General features: G+C 63.0%; 15 protein-coding genes. 1 reads left to right on the forward strand and 14 read right to left on the reverse strand.

The features are described 5' to 3' along the window. Positions 1-20: 20 nt before the first annotated feature. The 12 genes from RFN28_RS04835 to RFN28_RS04890 form a co-directional block, all read right to left on the reverse strand. Positions 21-839 (reverse strand): ABC transporter permease subunit, encoded by an 819-nt coding sequence (locus RFN28_RS04835; RefSeq protein ID WP_040972338.1) that lies wholly within the window; start codon positions 837-839, stop codon positions 21-23. Between the two features lie 97 nt (positions 840-936). Continuing rightward, positions 937-1803 (reverse strand): carbohydrate ABC transporter permease, encoded by an 867-nt coding sequence (locus tag RFN28_RS04840; RefSeq protein ID WP_320286239.1) that lies wholly within the window; start codon positions 1801-1803, stop codon positions 937-939. Further along, complete coding sequence (locus tag RFN28_RS04845) at positions 1804-2871, reverse strand: ABC transporter ATP-binding protein (protein ID WP_320286240.1); 1068 nt, start codon at positions 2869-2871, stop codon at positions 1804-1806. A 10-nt stretch (positions 2872-2881) separates the two neighbouring features. Next, positions 2882-3961, reverse strand: coding sequence for an ABC transporter ATP-binding protein (locus tag RFN28_RS04850; RefSeq protein WP_320286241.1), 1080 nt, complete (start codon positions 3959-3961; stop codon positions 2882-2884). Between the two features lie 39 nt (positions 3962-4000). Further along, a complete protein-coding gene (gene glpD, locus RFN28_RS04855; RefSeq protein WP_320286242.1) occupies positions 4001-5527 on the reverse strand; it encodes a glycerol-3-phosphate dehydrogenase in 1527 nt (508 codons plus the stop codon). 125 nt (positions 5528-5652) lie between these two features. Further along, on the reverse strand, positions 5653-6420 hold the full coding sequence (locus tag RFN28_RS04860) for a DeoR/GlpR family DNA-binding transcription regulator (RefSeq protein ID WP_320286243.1): 768 nt from the start codon (positions 6418-6420) through the stop codon (positions 5653-5655). 128 nt (positions 6421-6548) lie between these two features. Continuing rightward, positions 6549-7961, reverse strand: coding sequence for a pyridoxal phosphate-dependent decarboxylase family protein (locus RFN28_RS04865; RefSeq protein ID WP_320286244.1), 1413 nt, complete (start codon positions 7959-7961; stop codon positions 6549-6551). 104 nt (positions 7962-8065) lie between these two features. After that, positions 8066-8797, reverse strand: a complete 732-nt coding sequence (locus tag RFN28_RS04870) for a proteasome-type protease (RefSeq protein ID WP_320286245.1) — start codon at positions 8795-8797, stop codon at positions 8066-8068. 34 nt (positions 8798-8831) lie between these two features. Continuing rightward, positions 8832-9626: a transglutaminase family protein gene (locus RFN28_RS04875; protein ID WP_320286246.1), complete on the reverse strand. Its 795-nt coding sequence runs from the start codon at positions 9624-9626 to the stop codon at positions 8832-8834. Positions 9627-9646: 20 nt separating this feature from the next. Further along, complete coding sequence (locus RFN28_RS04880; RefSeq protein ID WP_320286247.1) at positions 9647-10588, reverse strand: alpha-E domain-containing protein; 942 nt, start codon at positions 10586-10588, stop codon at positions 9647-9649. Positions 10589-10711: 123 nt separating this feature from the next. Further along, positions 10712-12124 carry a circularly permuted type 2 ATP-grasp protein gene (locus RFN28_RS04885; RefSeq protein ID WP_320286248.1) on the reverse strand — a complete coding sequence of 471 codons (1413 nt, stop codon included), beginning with the start codon at positions 12122-12124 and terminating at the stop codon, positions 10712-10714. 169 nt (positions 12125-12293) lie between these two features. After that, complete coding sequence (locus tag RFN28_RS04890; protein ID WP_320286249.1) at positions 12294-12530, reverse strand: Lrp/AsnC ligand binding domain-containing protein; 237 nt, start codon at positions 12528-12530, stop codon at positions 12294-12296. 219 nt (positions 12531-12749) lie between these two features. Between RFN28_RS04890 and RFN28_RS04895 the strand changes: the two genes are divergently transcribed. Beyond that, positions 12750-13169: a DUF4864 domain-containing protein gene (locus RFN28_RS04895; protein ID WP_320286250.1), complete on the forward strand. Its 420-nt coding sequence runs from the start codon at positions 12750-12752 to the stop codon at positions 13167-13169. A gap of 24 nt (positions 13170-13193) precedes the next feature. Here RFN28_RS04895 and RFN28_RS04900 read toward each other — a convergent pair whose 3' ends face one another. Further along, a complete protein-coding gene (locus tag RFN28_RS04900) occupies positions 13194-14672 on the reverse strand; it encodes a glycosyltransferase family protein (RefSeq protein ID WP_320286251.1) in 1479 nt (492 codons plus the stop codon). 73 nt (positions 14673-14745) lie between these two features. After that, positions 14746-15876 (reverse strand): tRNA guanosine(34) transglycosylase Tgt, encoded by a 1131-nt coding sequence (tgt, locus tag RFN28_RS04905; RefSeq protein ID WP_320286387.1) that lies wholly within the window; start codon positions 15874-15876, stop codon positions 14746-14748. Positions 15877-15892: the final 16 nt, after the last annotated feature.

Raw genomic sequence — 15892 nt, forward strand, 5'->3', positions numbered from 1 at the left:
GAACTCTTGCGTTCGTCTCATCATACCCTCCCCAGAGCGAAGCCCTTGGCGATGTAGTTGCGGACGAACCAGATGACGAGCGCGCCGGGGATCAGCGTCAGCACGCCGGCGGCGGCCAGCAGTCCCCAGTCCATGCCGGCAGCCGAGACGGTGCGCGTCATGGTGGCGGCGATCGGCTTGGCGTCCGTCGTCGTCAGCGTGCGCGCGATCAAGAGCTCCACCCATGAGAACATGAAGCAGAAGAAGCAGGCGACGCCGATCCCGCTCGCGATCAGCGGCATGAAGATCTTCAGGAAGAAGCGGGGGAAGGAGTAGCCGTCGATATAGGCGGTCTCGTCGATTTCCTTCGGCACGCCGGACATGAAGCCTTCGAGGATCCACACCGCCAGCGGCACATTGAACAGGCAGTGCGCCAGCGCGACCGCGATATGCGTGTCGATGAGTCCGAAAGCCGAGTAGAGCTGGAAGAACGGCAGCGCGAACACCGCCGGCGGCGCCATGCGGTTGGTGAGCAGCCAGAAGAACAGGTGCTTGTCGCCGAGGAAGCGGTAGCGCGAGAATGCATAGGCTGCCGGCAGCGCGACCGCCACCGAGATCACCATGTTCATCACCACATAGGTGATCGAATTGATGTAGCCGGAATACCAGGACCGATCGGTGAAGATGATCTTGTAATTGCGCAGCGTCGGCTCGTGTGGGTAGAGCGTCAGCGAGGAAATGATCTCCTGATTGGTCTTGAAGCTCATGTTGATGAGCCAATAGATCGGCAGCAGCAGCACGATGATGTAGATCGTCGGCACGATCCACCACCAGCGCGATTCCTCGCCGCGGCGCCGCATCAGCCTTGCGACCTCGTCCTGCGACAGCGTGCTGCCCACGCCTTCGGCGACGGCGGTTTCGCTCACTCTCGTCGCTCTCTCGTTCGCGCCCTCCATCTCAGCGCTCCGCGTCGTAGTTGGTCATCACGGTGTAGAACACCCACGACAACAGCAGGATGATCAGGAAGTAGACGAGCGACATCGCCGCAGCCGGACCGAGGTCGAACTGGCCGAGCGCCATCTTGACGAGGTCGATCGACAGGAAGGTGGTCGAGTTGCCGGGGCCGCCGCCGGTGACGACGAAGGGTTCGGTGTAGATCATGAAACTGTCCATGAAGCGCAAAAGCACGGCGATCAGCAGCACGCGCTGCATCTTCGGCAATTGGATGTAGCGGAACACCGCCCAGCGCGACGCGCCGTCGATCTTGGCGGCCTGGTAGAAGGCGTCCGGGATCGAGACCAGGCCGGCATAGCAGAGCAGCACGACCAGGCTCGTCCAGTGCCAGATGTCCATGATGATGACGGTAACCCAGGCGTCGACCGGATCCTGGACGTAGTTGTAGTTGAAGCCGAGCGCATTGACATAATAGCCGAGCAGGCCGATGTCGTTGCGACCGAAGACCTGCCAGATCGTGCCGACAACGTTCCACGGAATGAGCAGCGGCAGCGCCATCGCCACCAGGCAGACCGGCACGCCCCAGCCCTTTTTCGGCATGTTGAGCGCGATGAAGATGCCGAGCGGCACTTCGATCGCCAGGATGATGAAGGAGAAGACCAGATTGCGCGCCATCGCTTCCCAGAAGCGCTTGGAATGCAGCAATTCCTCAAACCACTCGGTGCCGGCCCAGAAGAAGACGTTGTTGCCGAACGTGTCCTGCACCGAATAGTTGACGACGGTCATCAGCGGGATCACGGCCGAGAACGCCACCAGCACCAGCACCGGCAGGACAAGGAACCAGGCCTTGTTGTTCCAGGTCTTTTCCATCTATGCCCCCATCTCGACGCGCCATGAACCGGCATAGATGTTGATGCCGGCCGGATCGAAGCGGACCCTGGGTTCGGCCGGCACCTCGTCGTCCTCGCCGATGACGGCGGCGATCTCCTTGCCCTCGAGATTGGCGCGCACCACCTTGTGGCGCCCGACATCCTCGACCTTGCTGACGGAGACCGCCATGCCTTCGCGGCCGAGCCGCACATATTCGGGACGGATGCCCAGCTCGACGGCGCCGGCTTCGGCCTTCGGCACGCCGGGCAATTCGATACGCTGCGACCCGAGCATCGCCACCTTGCCTTCGACAGCGACCGGCAGGACGTTCATGCCCGGCGAGCCGATGAAGTAGCCGACGAAGGTATGGCGAGGCCGCTCGAACAGTTCGGCCGGCGTGCCGATCTGCACGATCTCGCCGTCATACATGACCACCACGCGGTCGGCGAAAGTCAGCGCCTCGGTCTGGTCGTGCGTGACATAGACCATGGTGTAGCCGAAGCGGCGGTGCAGCTGCTTGAGTTGCGAGCGCAGCACCCATTTCATATGCGGATCGATGACGGTGAGCGGCTCGTCGAACAGGATGGCGTTGACGTCGGAACGAACCAGGCCGCGGCCAAGCGAGATCTTCTGCTTCTGGTCGGCGGTCAGCCGGCGCGCCTTCCTGTTCGCCATCGAGGCGAGATCGATCATGTCGAGCGTCTCGCGCACCTTGCGGTCGACATCGGCCTCCGGCACGCGCCGGTTGCGCAGCGGGAAGGCCAGATTGTCATAGACGGTCATGGTGTCGTAGATGACGGGGAACTGGAACACCTGGGCAATGTTGCGCTCCTGCGTCGACAGCCTGGTCACATCCCTGCCGTTGAACAAAAGCTGACCGTGCGAGGGGTGGAGCAGGCCCGAAATGATGTTGAGCAAGGTGGTCTTGCCGCAGCCCGACGGCCCGAGCAGCGCATAGGCACCGCCGTCCTCGAAAGTGTGGTGCACCTCCTTCAGCGCGAAATCCGAATCCTTCCGGGGATTGGGCAGGTAAGAGTGGCGGATATGGTTGACCTCGATGCGCGCCATCGTTTCCTCCTCAGGCCGCCAGCTTCGACGCCGTCACGGCGCGGCCGTTCTGGTCGAACACCATGATGTGACGCGGGTCGATGAACACCTCGATCTCGTCGTCGGTCTCGAAATCGAGGATGCCGTGCGCGAGCATGACCCAGCGTGCGTCGGCGAAGTCGAGATGGACGAAGCTTTCCGAGCCGGTGATCTCGGTGATGGTGACCTTGGCCCGCACCGGCACGGCGCTGCCGTTGGGGCGATCGAGCGACAAATGGTGCGGCTGGAAGCCGATCGTGTAGCTGGCGTCCGCGATGCCGAGCAGTTCCGGCGGCACCGGCAGCTTGACGCCGCCTTCGAGCAGGAAATCCGATCCCTTCTTGGCAAGCACGATGGTGTTGAGCGGCGGGTCGGCGAAGGTTCGCGCCGTCACCAGATCGACCGGCTTGCGGAACACTTCGACGGTCGGGCCGAACTGGGTGACACGGCCTTCGCAGAGCGTTGCCGTGTTGCCGCCGAGCAGAAGCGCCTCATGAGGCTCGGTGGTGGCGTAGACAAAGATGGTGCCGGCGGCTGCGAAAATCTTCGGTAGCTCTGCCCGCAATTCCTCGCGCAGCTTGTAGTCGAGATTGGCAAGCGGTTCGTCGAGCAGGACCAGGCTGGCGTTCTTGACGATGGCGCGCGCCAGCGCCGTGCGCTGCTGCTGCCCGCCTGACAGGCTGAGTGGCGTGCGGTCGAGATAGGGCGTGAGCTTGAGCAGCGCAGCGGCGTTGCGCACCTCCCTATCGATCTTTGTCTGCTCGACGCCTGCGACCCGCAGCGGCGAGGCGATGTTCTCGTAGACCGTCATCGCCGGATAGTTGATGAACTGCTGGTAGACCATGGCGACGTTGCGCTTCTGCACCGGCTGTCCGGTGACGTCCTTGCCGTCGAACCAGACGGAGCCTGATGTCGGCGCGTCGAGGCCCGCCATCAGGCGCATCAGGCTGGTCTTGCCGGAAAGCGTCGGCCCGAGGAGGACGTTCAGCGAGCCGTGCTGAAGCGTCAGCGAAACGTCGCGGATATGCTCCTGCGCGCCGACCGTCTTCGTCACGTTCCTCAGTTCCAGCATCACTCCTCCTCCCAGGCCCTGCGCATTACCGGGCGGTCTTCATTCGGCCGCCGCGACGTGGCGCCGGCTCAGTCCATGCATGAATTCTTCGAGCGCCGCCGTCTGCTCGCGGCTGAAATGCAGGCCGAGCTTGGTCCTGCGCCACAGCACATCCTCCGCGGTGACCGCCCATTCGTTCTCGGCGAGATAGCGCACCTCGGCCTCGTAAAGGTCGGAACCGAAATTGCGGCCGAGATCGGCATTCGACTTGGCGAGGCCGAGCAGCTTCTCGGCACGCGTGCCGTAAAGCCGGGTGAGACGGCGCGCCAGCCGCTGGTCGACAAAGGGATAGGCGCTCTTGAGCCTGGCGACCTGCGCGTCGAACCCGGTCGCCGGAAAATCGCCGCCGGGCAGCGGCGCGTTGGCGGTCCATGGCCTGCCGCGCTTGCCGAGGAAACCTTCGATCTTCTCCAGCATCGATTCCGACAGCCGGCGGAACGTCGTGATCTTGCCGCCGAATGAATTGAGCAACGGAGCGGCACCCTCCCCGCCCTCGGCCTTCAGCACGTAATCGCGGGTCGCCTCCTGCGCCTTCGAGGCGCCGTCGTCATAGAGCGGCCGCACCGCCGAATAGGTCCAGACGATGTCCGAGCGCTTGACAGGTTGCGCGAAGTATTCGCTTGCCGCGGCGCAGAGATAGTCGATCTCGGCATCGCTGATCTTCACCTCATGCGGGTCGCCCGGATAGTCGCGGTCGGTCGTGCCGATCAGCGTGAACTCTTCCTCATAGGGAATGGCGAAGATGATGCGCCCGTCCTTGTTCTGGAAGAAATAGGCGCGCGGATCGTCGAATTTCTTTCGGATGACGATGTGGCTGCCCTGCACCAGACGGACATTGTGCACGTCGTTCTGGCCGACCGCCTTTGCCAGCACCTGGTCGACCCATGGGCCAGCCGCGTTGACCAGAAGCCGGGCGCGCACGTCCTCGCTCTCGCCGGTCAGCACATTCTGGATCTTGATCGTCCACAGCGCCCCGTCGCGGCGCGCGCTGGTGACTTTGGTGCGGGTGCGGATGACGGCGCCGCGATCGGCCGCATCACGGGCATTGAGCGCCACCAGGCGGGCATCGTTGACCCAGCCGTCCGAATATTCGAACGCCTTGCGGAAGAGCGGCTTCAGCGGCTTGCCGGCGGGATCGGTGGCCATGTCCAGCGTCTTCGTCGCCGGCAGCAGCTTGCGCCCGCCGATATGATCGTAGAGGAACAGGCCGAGCCGGATCAGCCAGGCCGGACGCAGTCCCTTGGCGTAGGGCAGCACGAAGCGCATCGGCCAGATGATGTGCGGCGCGTTCTTCCAGAGAATCTCGCGCTCCATCAGCGCTTCGCGCACCAGGCGGAATTCGTAGAATTCGAGATAGCGCAGGCCGCCATGGATCAGCTTGGTCGAGCCGGAGGACGTCCCGCTGGCGAGATCGCTCATCTCGGCCAGGAAAACCGAAAATCCGCGGCCAACGGCGTCGCGGGCGATGCCGCAGCCATTGATGCCGCCGCCTATGACGAAAATGTCATGGATCGGAGATGCGTTCACAGGTTCCTCCACGATTTCGCATTGCACCATTTTTGTGTTTCGCGAAACCGTTGCGGGATTATTTCGAACTAAGAACGAATGTCAAACGAAATATCACGGCGCTCTGAGATACCTGTGAAACGACCCTACCCGAGCGCCGTCTCGATCAAGCGAACTTCCGATTCCTCGCAGATACGGCGCACCGAAGGAATGTCGCAACGGTCGGTGATGAAGGTGTTGACCTGCGACAGGTGGCCGATGCGGACCGGCGCCGTGCGCTCGAATTTGGTCTGGTCGGAGACGAGAATGACGTGACGAGCATTGGCGATGATGGCTTGCGCCACCTTCACCTCGCGAAAATCGAAGTCGAGCAGCGCGCCGTCATGGTCGATGGCCGAGGCGCCGATGACAGCGTAGTCGACCTTGAACTGCCGGATGAAATCGACCGCGGCCTCGCCGACGACGCCGCCGTCGGAGCCGCGCACCACGCCACCGGCGATCACCACCTCTATCGAAGGATAGATACGCATCCTATTGGCAACATTGATGTTATTGGTAATGACCATAAGCCCGTTATGGTCGAGAAGCGCCTTGCTGACGGCTTCCGTCGTGGTGCCGATGTTGATGAACAGCGAGGCATTGTCGGGGATCAGCCTGGCGGCGGCGCGGCCGATCGCCTCCTTCTCCTCGGCGGCGATCTTGCGCCGCGCCTCATACTCCATGTTCTCGATGCCGGACGGAAACAGCGCCCCGCCATGGATGCGCGTCAGCAGGCGCTGATCGCAGAGATCGTTGAGATCCTTGCGGATGGTCTGCGGCGTCACGCTGAAATGCGTCGCCAGGTCTTCGACCAGAACCCGGCCGTGGTCCTTCGCCATCTGGATGATCTCGGCGTGGCGTGGCGAAAGAAACATCCGGCAATCCCTCCCCGTTTTCGTTTTTCCTGTCTATATCGGAAAACGAAAGCGATGAAAAGGCATAAGCCGGCTAATGAAATTCATATAATCGCAAAGCCAAACCGATCCGCAACCGGCGCGCGGCCTCATGCAAGCCGTCGCGCGATCTCGGTGACGACGTCGAAAGCCGTATTGACGTCGTCAGCCGTCGACTCGAATTGACCGGCCTGGAAGCGGATCGCCACCTGCCCATCCACGCGGGCCTGCGTCAGATAGATGCGCCCATCCCTATTGATCGCATCGACCAGCCGCAGATTGTGCTCGTCCGGGTCGGCGCTCTCTGGGGCACGGTGCCGGAACGAGAACAGCGATAGCATCGGTTCGGTGACAAGCTCGAAATCCGCTTCCTTGGCGATGCGCGCGGCAAGACCTTCGCTCCAGGCGACATGATTGCGGATCATTTTGCGCAGGCCTTCCAGCCCGTGGGCGCGCAACAGGAACCAGAGTTTCAGCGCCCGGAAGCGCCGGCCGAGCGGCACCGACCATTCCGAATAATTGATGATGCCGTCATGGCCGCGGGTCTTCAGATACTCCGGCTTGATCGCCAGTGTCCGCACCAAGTCTTCCGGCTGGCGGACGAACTGGATCGAGCAGTCGAACTGGGCACCAAGCCACTTATGCGGGTTGAAGACGATCGAATCGGCGCCTTCAACACCCGCCCAGAAATGCCGGTATTCCGGGCAGATCATGGCCGAGCCAGCCCAAGCGGCGTCGACATGGAGATAAAGGCCGTGCCGCTTCGCGACCGCCGCGACGGCGGCGATGTCGTCGGTGCCGCCCGTGCTGGTGCCGCCGACGCAGGCGATGATGCCCGCCGGCAGCAGGCCGACTTGGCGATCGGCCACGATCGCCGCTTCCAGCGCCGCCGTGTCCATGGCGCGGAAACGGCCGGCAGCCGGAATGCGGACGAGGTTTTCCTCGCCGATGCCGGATACCCAGATGGCGCGGTCGATCGAGGTATGGACCTGGTCGGAGGAATAGACGCGCAGCTTCGCCTGTCCGGCGAGCCCCTTTTTGTTGCCCTGCCAGTCGAGCGCGCGCTCGCGCATGGTAAGCACCGCAGCCAGCGTCGCCGAGGACGCCGAATCCTGGATGACGCCGGAGAAACCTTCGGACAGACCAAGTGCCTGGCGCATCCAGTCGACAATGCGCGTCTCGAGCTCGGTCGCCGCCGGCGAGGTCTGCCAGAGCATGCACTGCGCGGCCATTGCCGAAACAAGATATTCCGCCACCACCGAGACCGGCGCAGCGTTGGCCGGGAAATAGGCGAAGAAGCGCGGATGCTGCCAATGCGTCATCCCCGGCACGATCTTTTTTTCGAAATCGGCGAAGATTTTTTCCATCGGCTCGGCCGTTTCGGGCGGAGAGACCTCGATGCTCCTGAATATCTCGCCTGGCGCGATTGCCGGCCGCACCGGCCGGTCACGCAGGCTGGCACGGTAATCGGCGCCCCAGTCGGCGGCGCGCCTCGACCAGTCGCGGAATTCTTTGTTGTCCATAGATCCTCCCGGCAGCCGACCGAACGTGCTGACATATCCGGCTATTTTGGCTTTGATTAACACGTTAATTATATCAAGGCAACGTGGCAGCGCGCCTTGCACCCCTAGCCCGGAAAGTCCGGAAGGCTGGCAAAGGCCGTCTTCAACGCGTTCGACCAGCCCTCGGAAATGGCGCGGTAATACGGGTCGTCCTGGCCGATCCGCTTGTTGAGCCCGACCTTGAAGGCATCCTTCTCCAGAAAGGCCAGGTCGAGCGGCAAGCCGACAGACAGGTTCGACTTCAGCGTCGAGTCAAAGGAAACCAGGAGCAGCTTCACCGTCTCGGCAAGGCTCATCGCGCAGTCATAGGCGCGGATGATGATCGGCTTGCCGTATTTCGTCTCGCCAATCTGGAAGAACGGCGTATCGTCGGTCGACTCGATGAAATTGCCCTCGGGATAGATCATGAACAGCCGCGGCGGGCTGCCCTTGATCTGGCCCCCCAGGATGAAGGAGGCGTTGAAATAGGAATCGGCCTTGTCACCGGCGGGCGACGATTGTGCGATCACCTCTTTCACCGTTTCACCGACCAGCCGCACCGTCTGGTACATGGACGGCGTCTCGAGCAGCTTCTCGTGACGATCAGTGACCGCCTTGTTGCGCTCGTCCAGCAGGCTGACCACGGCCTGGGTCGTCGCAAGATTGCCCGCCGACATCAGCACGATGACGCGCTCGCCGGGCTCTTCCCAGACATGCATCTTCTTGAAGGTCGAGATCGAATCCATGCCGGCATTGGTGCGCGTGTCCGACATGAACACGAGCCCGCTGTCGATCTTGAGGCCGACGCAATAGGTCATGATTCTTCTTCTGGCAGCGAATCCCCGGCGGAAATTACTGCTCGACCGTGACGGTGACGGCAAGCTTCTCTTGCGCTTGCCCGAGCAGTATCCCCGACACCGGCGAGGCATCGCGATAGTCGCGTCCCGTCGCCACCCTCACATAGCGTTCGTCGGGGGAGATGCCGTTGGCGGGATCGAAGGCGACCCAGCCGAGGCCACCAACATGCGCCTCCGCCCAGGCATGGCTCGCCGCCTGCTCGACGGTCGCATCCATCATCAGGTAGCCGCTGACATAGCGCGCGGGAAAACCCATGACGCGCGCCGCGGCGGCGAAGATCTGGCTGTGGTCCTGGCAGACGCCGCTCTTCAATGCCAAGGCCTCTTCCGCCGGCGTCACGGCGCTGGTCGTGCCCGGCTTGTAGGCGACGCGTTCCCGGATCGCGCCCATCAGCCCGTGCAGGCGCTCGATATCGGTCCCCTCTCCGACAGATGCGGCCAACTCGCGGATGCCGTCACCGGCAGCGGTGAGCGGCGTTTCCTGGCCGAACAGCCAGAGCGGTGCGAAGCCCTGGTGCGGGCCGGACACACCAGCCGTGTCGCGCGTCGTCACCTCGCCATGCGCCTCGAGCGTGATGGTGGTGTGGCCGCCCTCGGCGCTCACCAGTCGCGTGTCGTTGCCGAAATGGTCGGTGAACCGCACTTCCTCGCGCGCGCCGTCGATCTTGATCGCCCAGGAGGACACGGTCTGCGTGTGGCCGCTCATCGGCAGCAGGCGCAGCCGCTGCAGCAGATACGGCACCGGCGCATCGTAGCGATACTCGGTCCGGTGGGTGATCTTGAGCCGCATGACGCCTGCCCCTTCAGCGCTCAGTAGAACCGGTAGTCCTGGGCGATCTCGTCGCCCAGCCTGGTGTTGTCGCGGATGAATTCGGCCAGGAACTCGTGCAGGCCGTGGTCGAAAATATCCTTGATCGAGCCCTTTTTGAGCATCGCCTGGATCTTCTCGGCCGTGGCGTGGCAGGCATGGCGCTCGCCATAATCGTCGGCGAGGAATTTCAGGTGCTCGCCAAGGAAGCGGTAACAGAAGGTCAGCGTGCGTGGCATCCGCACATTGAGGATCAGGTAGTCCGCGATGTTGGTCGGCTTGTAGTCGGCGTCGTAGACCCAGCGGTAGGAGCGGTGCGCCGAGACGGAGCGCAGGATCGACTCCCACTGGTAATTGTCGAGCGTCGAGCCTACCCAGGAGATCGACGGCAAAAGCACATAGTACTTCACGTCGAGGATGCGCGCCGTGTTGTCGGCGCGCTCGACATAGGTGCCGAGCTGCGAGAAATCGAAGATCTCGTTGCGCAGCATGGTGCCGTAGAAAGAGCCGCGGATCAGCGCCGTCTCGCGCTTTATCGCGTCGAGCACCGTCGGCAGGTCGCGCTCGTCGATCGGCCTTGCCAGCATGCGCTTCAGCGACATCCAGGCTTCGTTGATGCTCTCCCAGGTCTCGCGCGTCAGCGCCGTGCGCACCATGCGCGCATTGTTGCGCGCCGTCTCGATCGCCGACATCGTGCTCGACGGGTTCGAGATGTCGCGCAGCAGGAAATCCGACACATTGGCGACGGTGTAGTCTTGGTATTTCTGCGAGAAGGCATAGTCGGAGCCGGCGCTGAGCAGCACCGAGTTCCATTCTTCCGACGCGTTCTGGGTGCGCGTCAGCGCCATGCGCAGGCCCGCATCGACCAGGCGCGCCATGTTTTCGGCCCGCTCGATGTAGCGGTTCATCCAGTAGAGACCGTTAGCGGTGCGGCCGAGTAGCATATGAAATGGCCCTTCAGGCTAGCGAGTAGCGAGTAGCGAATAGCGAATAGTGGCTGATTGAAGTCCGATCGAACACGACATTACTCTGTCCCCTCTACTCATCGACTCACGGCCGGAGCCTCTTCAATCATCGAGTACCCAAGTGTCTTTGGTGCCCCCGCCTTGCGAGGAATTGACCACTAGCGAGCCTTCCTTGAGCGCCACCCGGGTCAGTCCGCCGGGCACGATCTGGATGCGGTCGGAGACGAGCACGTAAGGCCTGAGATCGACATGGCGCGGCGACAGGCCTTTTTCGGTCAGGATCGGGCAGGTCGATAGCGCGAGCGTCGGCTGCGCGATGTAGTTGCCGGGCTTCGCCTGCAGCTTCTTGGCGAAGTCCTGGCACTCCTTCTTGGTCGCCGCCGGGCCGACCAGCATGCCGTAGCCGCCGGAGCCGTGCACTTCCTTGATGACAAGCTCGCCAATGTGTTCCAGCACATATTTCAGGCTGTCCGGTTCCGAGCATCGCCAGGTCGGGATGTTGCCGAGGATCGCCTTGCGGCCGGTGTAGAACTCGACGATCTCGGGCATGTAGGAATAGATCGCCTTGTCGTCGGCAATGCCGGTGCCCGGCGCATTGGCGATGGTGATGTTGCCGGCGCGGTAGACATCCATGATGCCCGGCACGCCGAGCGCCGATTCCGGCCTAAACGTCAGCGGGTCGAGGAAGGCATCGTCGACGCGGCGATAGAGCACGTCGATCTGCTTGTAGCCCTCGGTGGTGCGCATCGTGACATGACCGTCGACGACGCGCAGGTCCTGCCCCTCGACGAGCTGAACGCCCATTTGGTCGGCAAGGAAGGCGTGCTCGAAATAGGCGGAATTGTAGCTGCCCGGCGTCAGCACGGCGATGGTCGGCGCGCCCTCGGCGCCCTGCGGCCTGACCGCTGCCAGTGACTGGCGCAACAGCTGCGGGTAGTTCTCGACCGGCCGCACCTTTATCTGCTGGAACAGCTCCGGGAAGAGCTGCATCATCGTCTCGCGGTTCTCCAGCATGTAGGAGACGCCTGACGGCGTGCGGGCATTGTCCTCCAGCACGTAGAATTCATTCTCGCTGATGCGGACGATGTCGACGCCGATGATGTGGGTGTAGACGCCGGCCGGCGGCCTGACCCCGATCATCTCGGGCAGGAACGCGTCGTTCTTCGCTATGAGTTCCCTCGGAACGCGCCCGGCGCGCAGGATCTCCTGGCGGTGGTAGATGTCGTCGAGAAAGGCGTTCAGCGCCTGCACGCGCTGTTCGATGCCCAGCGTCAGCCGGCGCCACTCCTGGCCGGAGATGATGCGCGGGACGATGTCGAAGGGGATCAGCCGCTCGGAGGCTTCCTGCTCGCCATAGACGGCGAAGGTGATGCCGGTCTTGCGGAAGACGCGCTCGGCGTCCTGCATTTTCTGGGTGAGCCTGGCCGGATCCTGTTCCTTCAGCCAGCGATCGTAAGCCGCATATGGTCTTCTCAATCCGGAAACTTCCGGAAGCATTTCGTCGAACGCTGCCAATCGCGTACTCCCCTCTGAAAACCATTTCACTGGCCTCATCAGAGAAAATCAAGCGCAATCGGCGATTTGGGCGGCCGCGATGGCCGCTCTACGCAAATTGCCTAAGATTAGGGCAGCGCGGGCGATTGCGGGTCAGGCCCTGCATCGCGGAAGGGCAACGCCAAGCCGGTCAGAAGGCCCGGAAGGTGACGATGGTGAAGGTGTCCTTGATTCCAGGCAGGACCTGCACCTTCTCGTTGACGAAGTGGCCGATGTCTTCTCCGTCGTCGAGATAGAACTTGGCGAGCAGATCGTAATTGCCGGCGGTCGAGTAGATTTCGGAAGCGATCTCGGCATCGGCGAGCGCGCTGGCGACCTCATAGGCCTTGCCCAGATCGCACTTTATCTGCACGAAAAATGCCTTCATTGCCCGGTCCTGCCAGCTTCCATGTGAATAAGCGGCCCTTGTGGCAGACTGCCGCCCGGCTTTCAAGCATCAGGCGGCACGCCCCGGCGACCGCTCGCCGCAATTCCGCGACCGTAAACGTTGGCACCGGCAAGAATCTTCCAAAGACGGTGAAACCACGGCACCCCGCCCAGCGTATGTTAGACTGCATCTCGCAACGCGAATTCCGGGAGACAGGCCATGCGCCGCGCTTTGTTCGCATTTGCTCTCTTTCCGCTGCTTTTGGCCTCCATGGCCTTTGCCGGCGATGCCGAGATCAAGGCGGCACAAACGGTCATCGACAGCCAGATCAAGGCCTTCCTCGCCGACGACGGCGTCACCGCCTACAGCTTCGCGGCGCCGAACGTGAAGCGCATCTTCCCGACCGTCGACACTTTCATGAACATGGTGACCAATGGCTACGCGCCGGTGCGCAAGCCGCAGAGCTATTCCTTCGGCAAGGTCGAGCAGACCGGTCCGGCCTCGATCATCCAGCAGGTGCTGATCGTCGGACCAGACGGCAAGGACTACGAAGCGGTCTATACGCTGGAGCAGCAGCCGGACGGCAGCTTCAAGATCACCGGCTGCAGCCTGCGTGCGTCGACCTCGGTCAGCACGTGAACGCCGTCCGCAGCCGGTCGGCACTCAATCCCGGCGCTGATAGAGCGTCCAGCTCAAGCCTGAAAGACCCCAGCTCGGCGAGGCCTCGACACGCTCATAGCTTAAACTGCAGTTCGGCGCGCGATCGACATATTGCGGCTGCCGGTCGATGGCGCCTTCAAGGATCAGCCAGGACGGACGTTCGTCACACATCTTGTCTTGCGCGACAACCGATGCCTGGCGCCCCAGGCGTTTGGCAAAATAGTCGACGGTCATGACGGTCCGGAAGGTCTGATTGGTGGCATAGCTCGTCGCGCCATCGCGCGTTATCTTGTCGACCATCGCGGCATAGGACCCGCGTCCGTATTCGTAGAATGGCAGCAGAAGCGTCGTCGTGCCGGCAAGGATCGCCACGATCGCGCCCGCGGCAAACAGTCGGTACTTGCCCCCGGCGGCGAAACCGCGCCCAAGCAGCTCGCCCGCCCACAGCAACGTCAACGTTGCGGGAACCAGGAAGTAGCGCTGGAACTCGGCGTTGGGCAGCCGGGCCGCCGCCATGAGAATGGGCAGCCCGACGATGCCGATGACATAGAGGCTAGCCCTGCGATCACGCCAGATGCCGGCGCAGACACAGACAAGGCTGCAAGCGGCGATGATGCAGACCCAGCCGCTGATCCAGGCCGGCAGGCCGAACAGGTAACGGATCATGCCGCCGTAGCCTTGCGCGAAGGCCTGGAACGAAAACGGCAATGCACCACCGATCGTAAAGCCGAACCGCAGCCTGCCGATGAGCATGCAGGCGGCGAGCGGCAATACGGCTAGAAAAGCTGGCGCGAAAATCTGACCGAGCTCGACATTGACCCGATCAAGGCTGCCGGTGCGCCGCCAGACGAGCCGAGCGGTCCAGGTCACCAGGACCGCCACCGTTTCTATCATGATGAGATGAGACAGGAAGCCGAGGAGGACGATCACGCCAAACGCGAAGCCCGAGCCCAGCTTGTCGAGCCGGCGTTCCAGAAACACGATGGAGAGAAGCGTAAACAGCACCAGGCCGGCATATCCTCTGGCCTCGGAGCCGTAGTGAACCATCGGATAGCTGATCGCAAACAGCAGGCTTGTGACGACGGCTGCCCACCGGCCGCGTGCAGCCGCCCCGGCGGCAACGATGGCGCCGACGCCGAGCGCTATCGACAGGCCGCGCTGAAGCAGCGGCAAGGCATCGGGGCCGGCCAGGTAGAGGTAGAGCGAATTGAGGAAATGGTTGTTGTCGTGGTTTATGCGCCAGAATATCTGGTCGATCGAGGTGAGCGGCTCGAGCAGCACCAGGCTCCAGATCTCGTCCAGCCACAGATCGCCGCGCGCACCCAGCAACCGCAGAACGAGCCCGGCCGCCACAATTGCCGCGACCGCCAGCGATACCGCGCATGTCCATTGTTGTTGGATGGCGAGGACAGGCTCAGAAGAGCCGCTTGCGCGGTTGGTTTGCGCCTCGCCCGGTGTTGCGGCGTGTCCCGAGATGAGCAAGGTTTTGACCTTTGCCTGATGTCATCCCGGCAATCTGTATATCCGCAGTCGTTTCAAAAGAGTTCGCGCATGCTCAGCGGCCCGGAATGTCGCCTCTCGCCCAGCCTTCCGAAATCGCCGCGGCGCGCGCCTCGAAGGCCTGCGCCTCGATCGCGGTGCGGATGTCCTGCATCAGCTTCTGGTAGTAGGACAGGTTGTTCCAGGTGAGCAGCATTGCGCCGAGCGACTCCTGCGAGCGCACAAGGTGATGCAGATAGGCGCGTGAATAGTCGCGCGCGGCTGGGCAGTCGCTCTCCTCGTCCAGCGGACGCGGATCGTCGGCGTGGCGGGCATTGCGCAGGTTGATCTTGCCGCGACGCGTATAGGCCAGGCCGTGGCGGCCGGCGCGCGTCGGCATCACGCAGTCGAACATGTCGATGCCGCGCGCCACCGACTTCAAGATGTCGTCCGGCGTGCCGACGCCCATCAGGTAGCGCGGCCTGTCGGCCGGCAGTTCCGGACAGGTGATGTCGAGCATCTCCAGCATCACCGCCTGCGGCTCGCCGACCGCCAGTCCGCCGACAGCGTAGCCTTTGAGATCCATCGCCTTCAGCGCCTGCGCCGAGCGCAGACGCATCACCGCGCTGTCGCCACCCTGGACGATGCCGAACATCGCCTTGCCCGGCTGGTCGCCGAACGCCGTCTTGCAGCGCTCGGCCCAGCGCAGCGACAATTCCATGGCGCGCTCGATCTCCTTGGGTTTGGCCGGCAACGCCGTGCATTCGTCGAGCTGCATCTGGATGTCGGAATCGAGCAGCCCCTGGATCTCGATCGACCGCTCCGGCGACATCTCGTAGCGCGCGCCGTCGATATGCGAGCGGAAGGTGACGCCCTTTTCCGTGAGCTTCCTCAGCGTCGCCAGCGACATCACCTGGAAACCGCCGCTGTCGGTGAGGATCGGATAAGGCCAGCGCGCAAACTCATGCAGGCCGCCGAGTTTCGCCACGCGCTCGGCGCCGGGCCGCAGCATCAGGTGATAGGTGTTGCCGAGGATGATGTCGGCGCCGACGCCGCGCACCTGGTCCATATACATGGCCTTGACGGTGCCGCCGGTGCCGACCGGCATGAAGGCCGGCGTGCGGATTTCGCCGCGCGGCATGCTGATCAGACCGCGCCGCGCCTTGCCGTCGGTGGCGATGAGCTTGAAGGAAAAAGTCTCGGCCATCGAATTCCTTGTCATG

The sequence above is a fragment of the Mesorhizobium album genome (assembly GCF_033977205.1).
GTDB lineage: Bacteria > Pseudomonadota > Alphaproteobacteria > Rhizobiales > Rhizobiaceae > Mesorhizobium > Mesorhizobium album.

What these genes read in the sequence shown, in the direction of transcription:
- RFN28_RS04835 (WP_040972338.1), bottom strand. Translation starts at nt 839, where the DNA reads ATGCGGCGCCGCGGCGAGGAATCGCGCTGGTGGTGGATCGTGCCGACG.
- RFN28_RS04840 (WP_320286239.1), bottom strand. Translation starts at nt 1,803, where the DNA reads ATGGAAAAGACCTGGAACAACAAGGCCTGGTTCCTTGTCCTGCCGGTG.
- RFN28_RS04845 (WP_320286240.1), bottom strand. Translation starts at nt 2,871, where the DNA reads ATGGCGCGCATCGAGGTCAACCATATCCGCCACTCTTACCTGCCCAAT.
- RFN28_RS04850 (WP_320286241.1), bottom strand. Translation starts at nt 3,961, where the DNA reads ATGCTGGAACTGAGGAACGTGACGAAGACGGTCGGCGCGCAGGAGCAT.
- RFN28_RS04860 (WP_320286243.1), bottom strand. Translation starts at nt 6,420, where the DNA reads ATGTTTCTTTCGCCACGCCACGCCGAGATCATCCAGATGGCGAAGGAC.
- RFN28_RS04865 (WP_320286244.1), bottom strand. Translation starts at nt 7,961, where the DNA reads ATGGACAACAAAGAATTCCGCGACTGGTCGAGGCGCGCCGCCGACTGG.
- RFN28_RS04870 (WP_320286245.1), bottom strand. Translation starts at nt 8,797, where the DNA reads ATGACCTATTGCGTCGGCCTCAAGATCGACAGCGGGCTCGTGTTCATG.
- RFN28_RS04875 (WP_320286246.1), bottom strand. Translation starts at nt 9,626, where the DNA reads ATGCGGCTCAAGATCACCCACCGGACCGAGTATCGCTACGATGCGCCG.
- RFN28_RS04880 (WP_320286247.1), bottom strand. Translation starts at nt 10,588, where the DNA reads ATGCTACTCGGCCGCACCGCTAACGGTCTCTACTGGATGAACCGCTAC.
- RFN28_RS04890 (WP_320286249.1), bottom strand. Translation starts at nt 12,530, where the DNA reads ATGAAGGCATTTTTCGTGCAGATAAAGTGCGATCTGGGCAAGGCCTAT.
- RFN28_RS04895 (WP_320286250.1), top strand. Translation starts at nt 12,750, where the DNA reads ATGCGCCGCGCTTTGTTCGCATTTGCTCTCTTTCCGCTGCTTTTGGCC.
- tgt (WP_320286387.1), bottom strand. Translation starts at nt 15,876, where the DNA reads ATGGCCGAGACTTTTTCCTTCAAGCTCATCGCCACCGACGGCAAGGCG.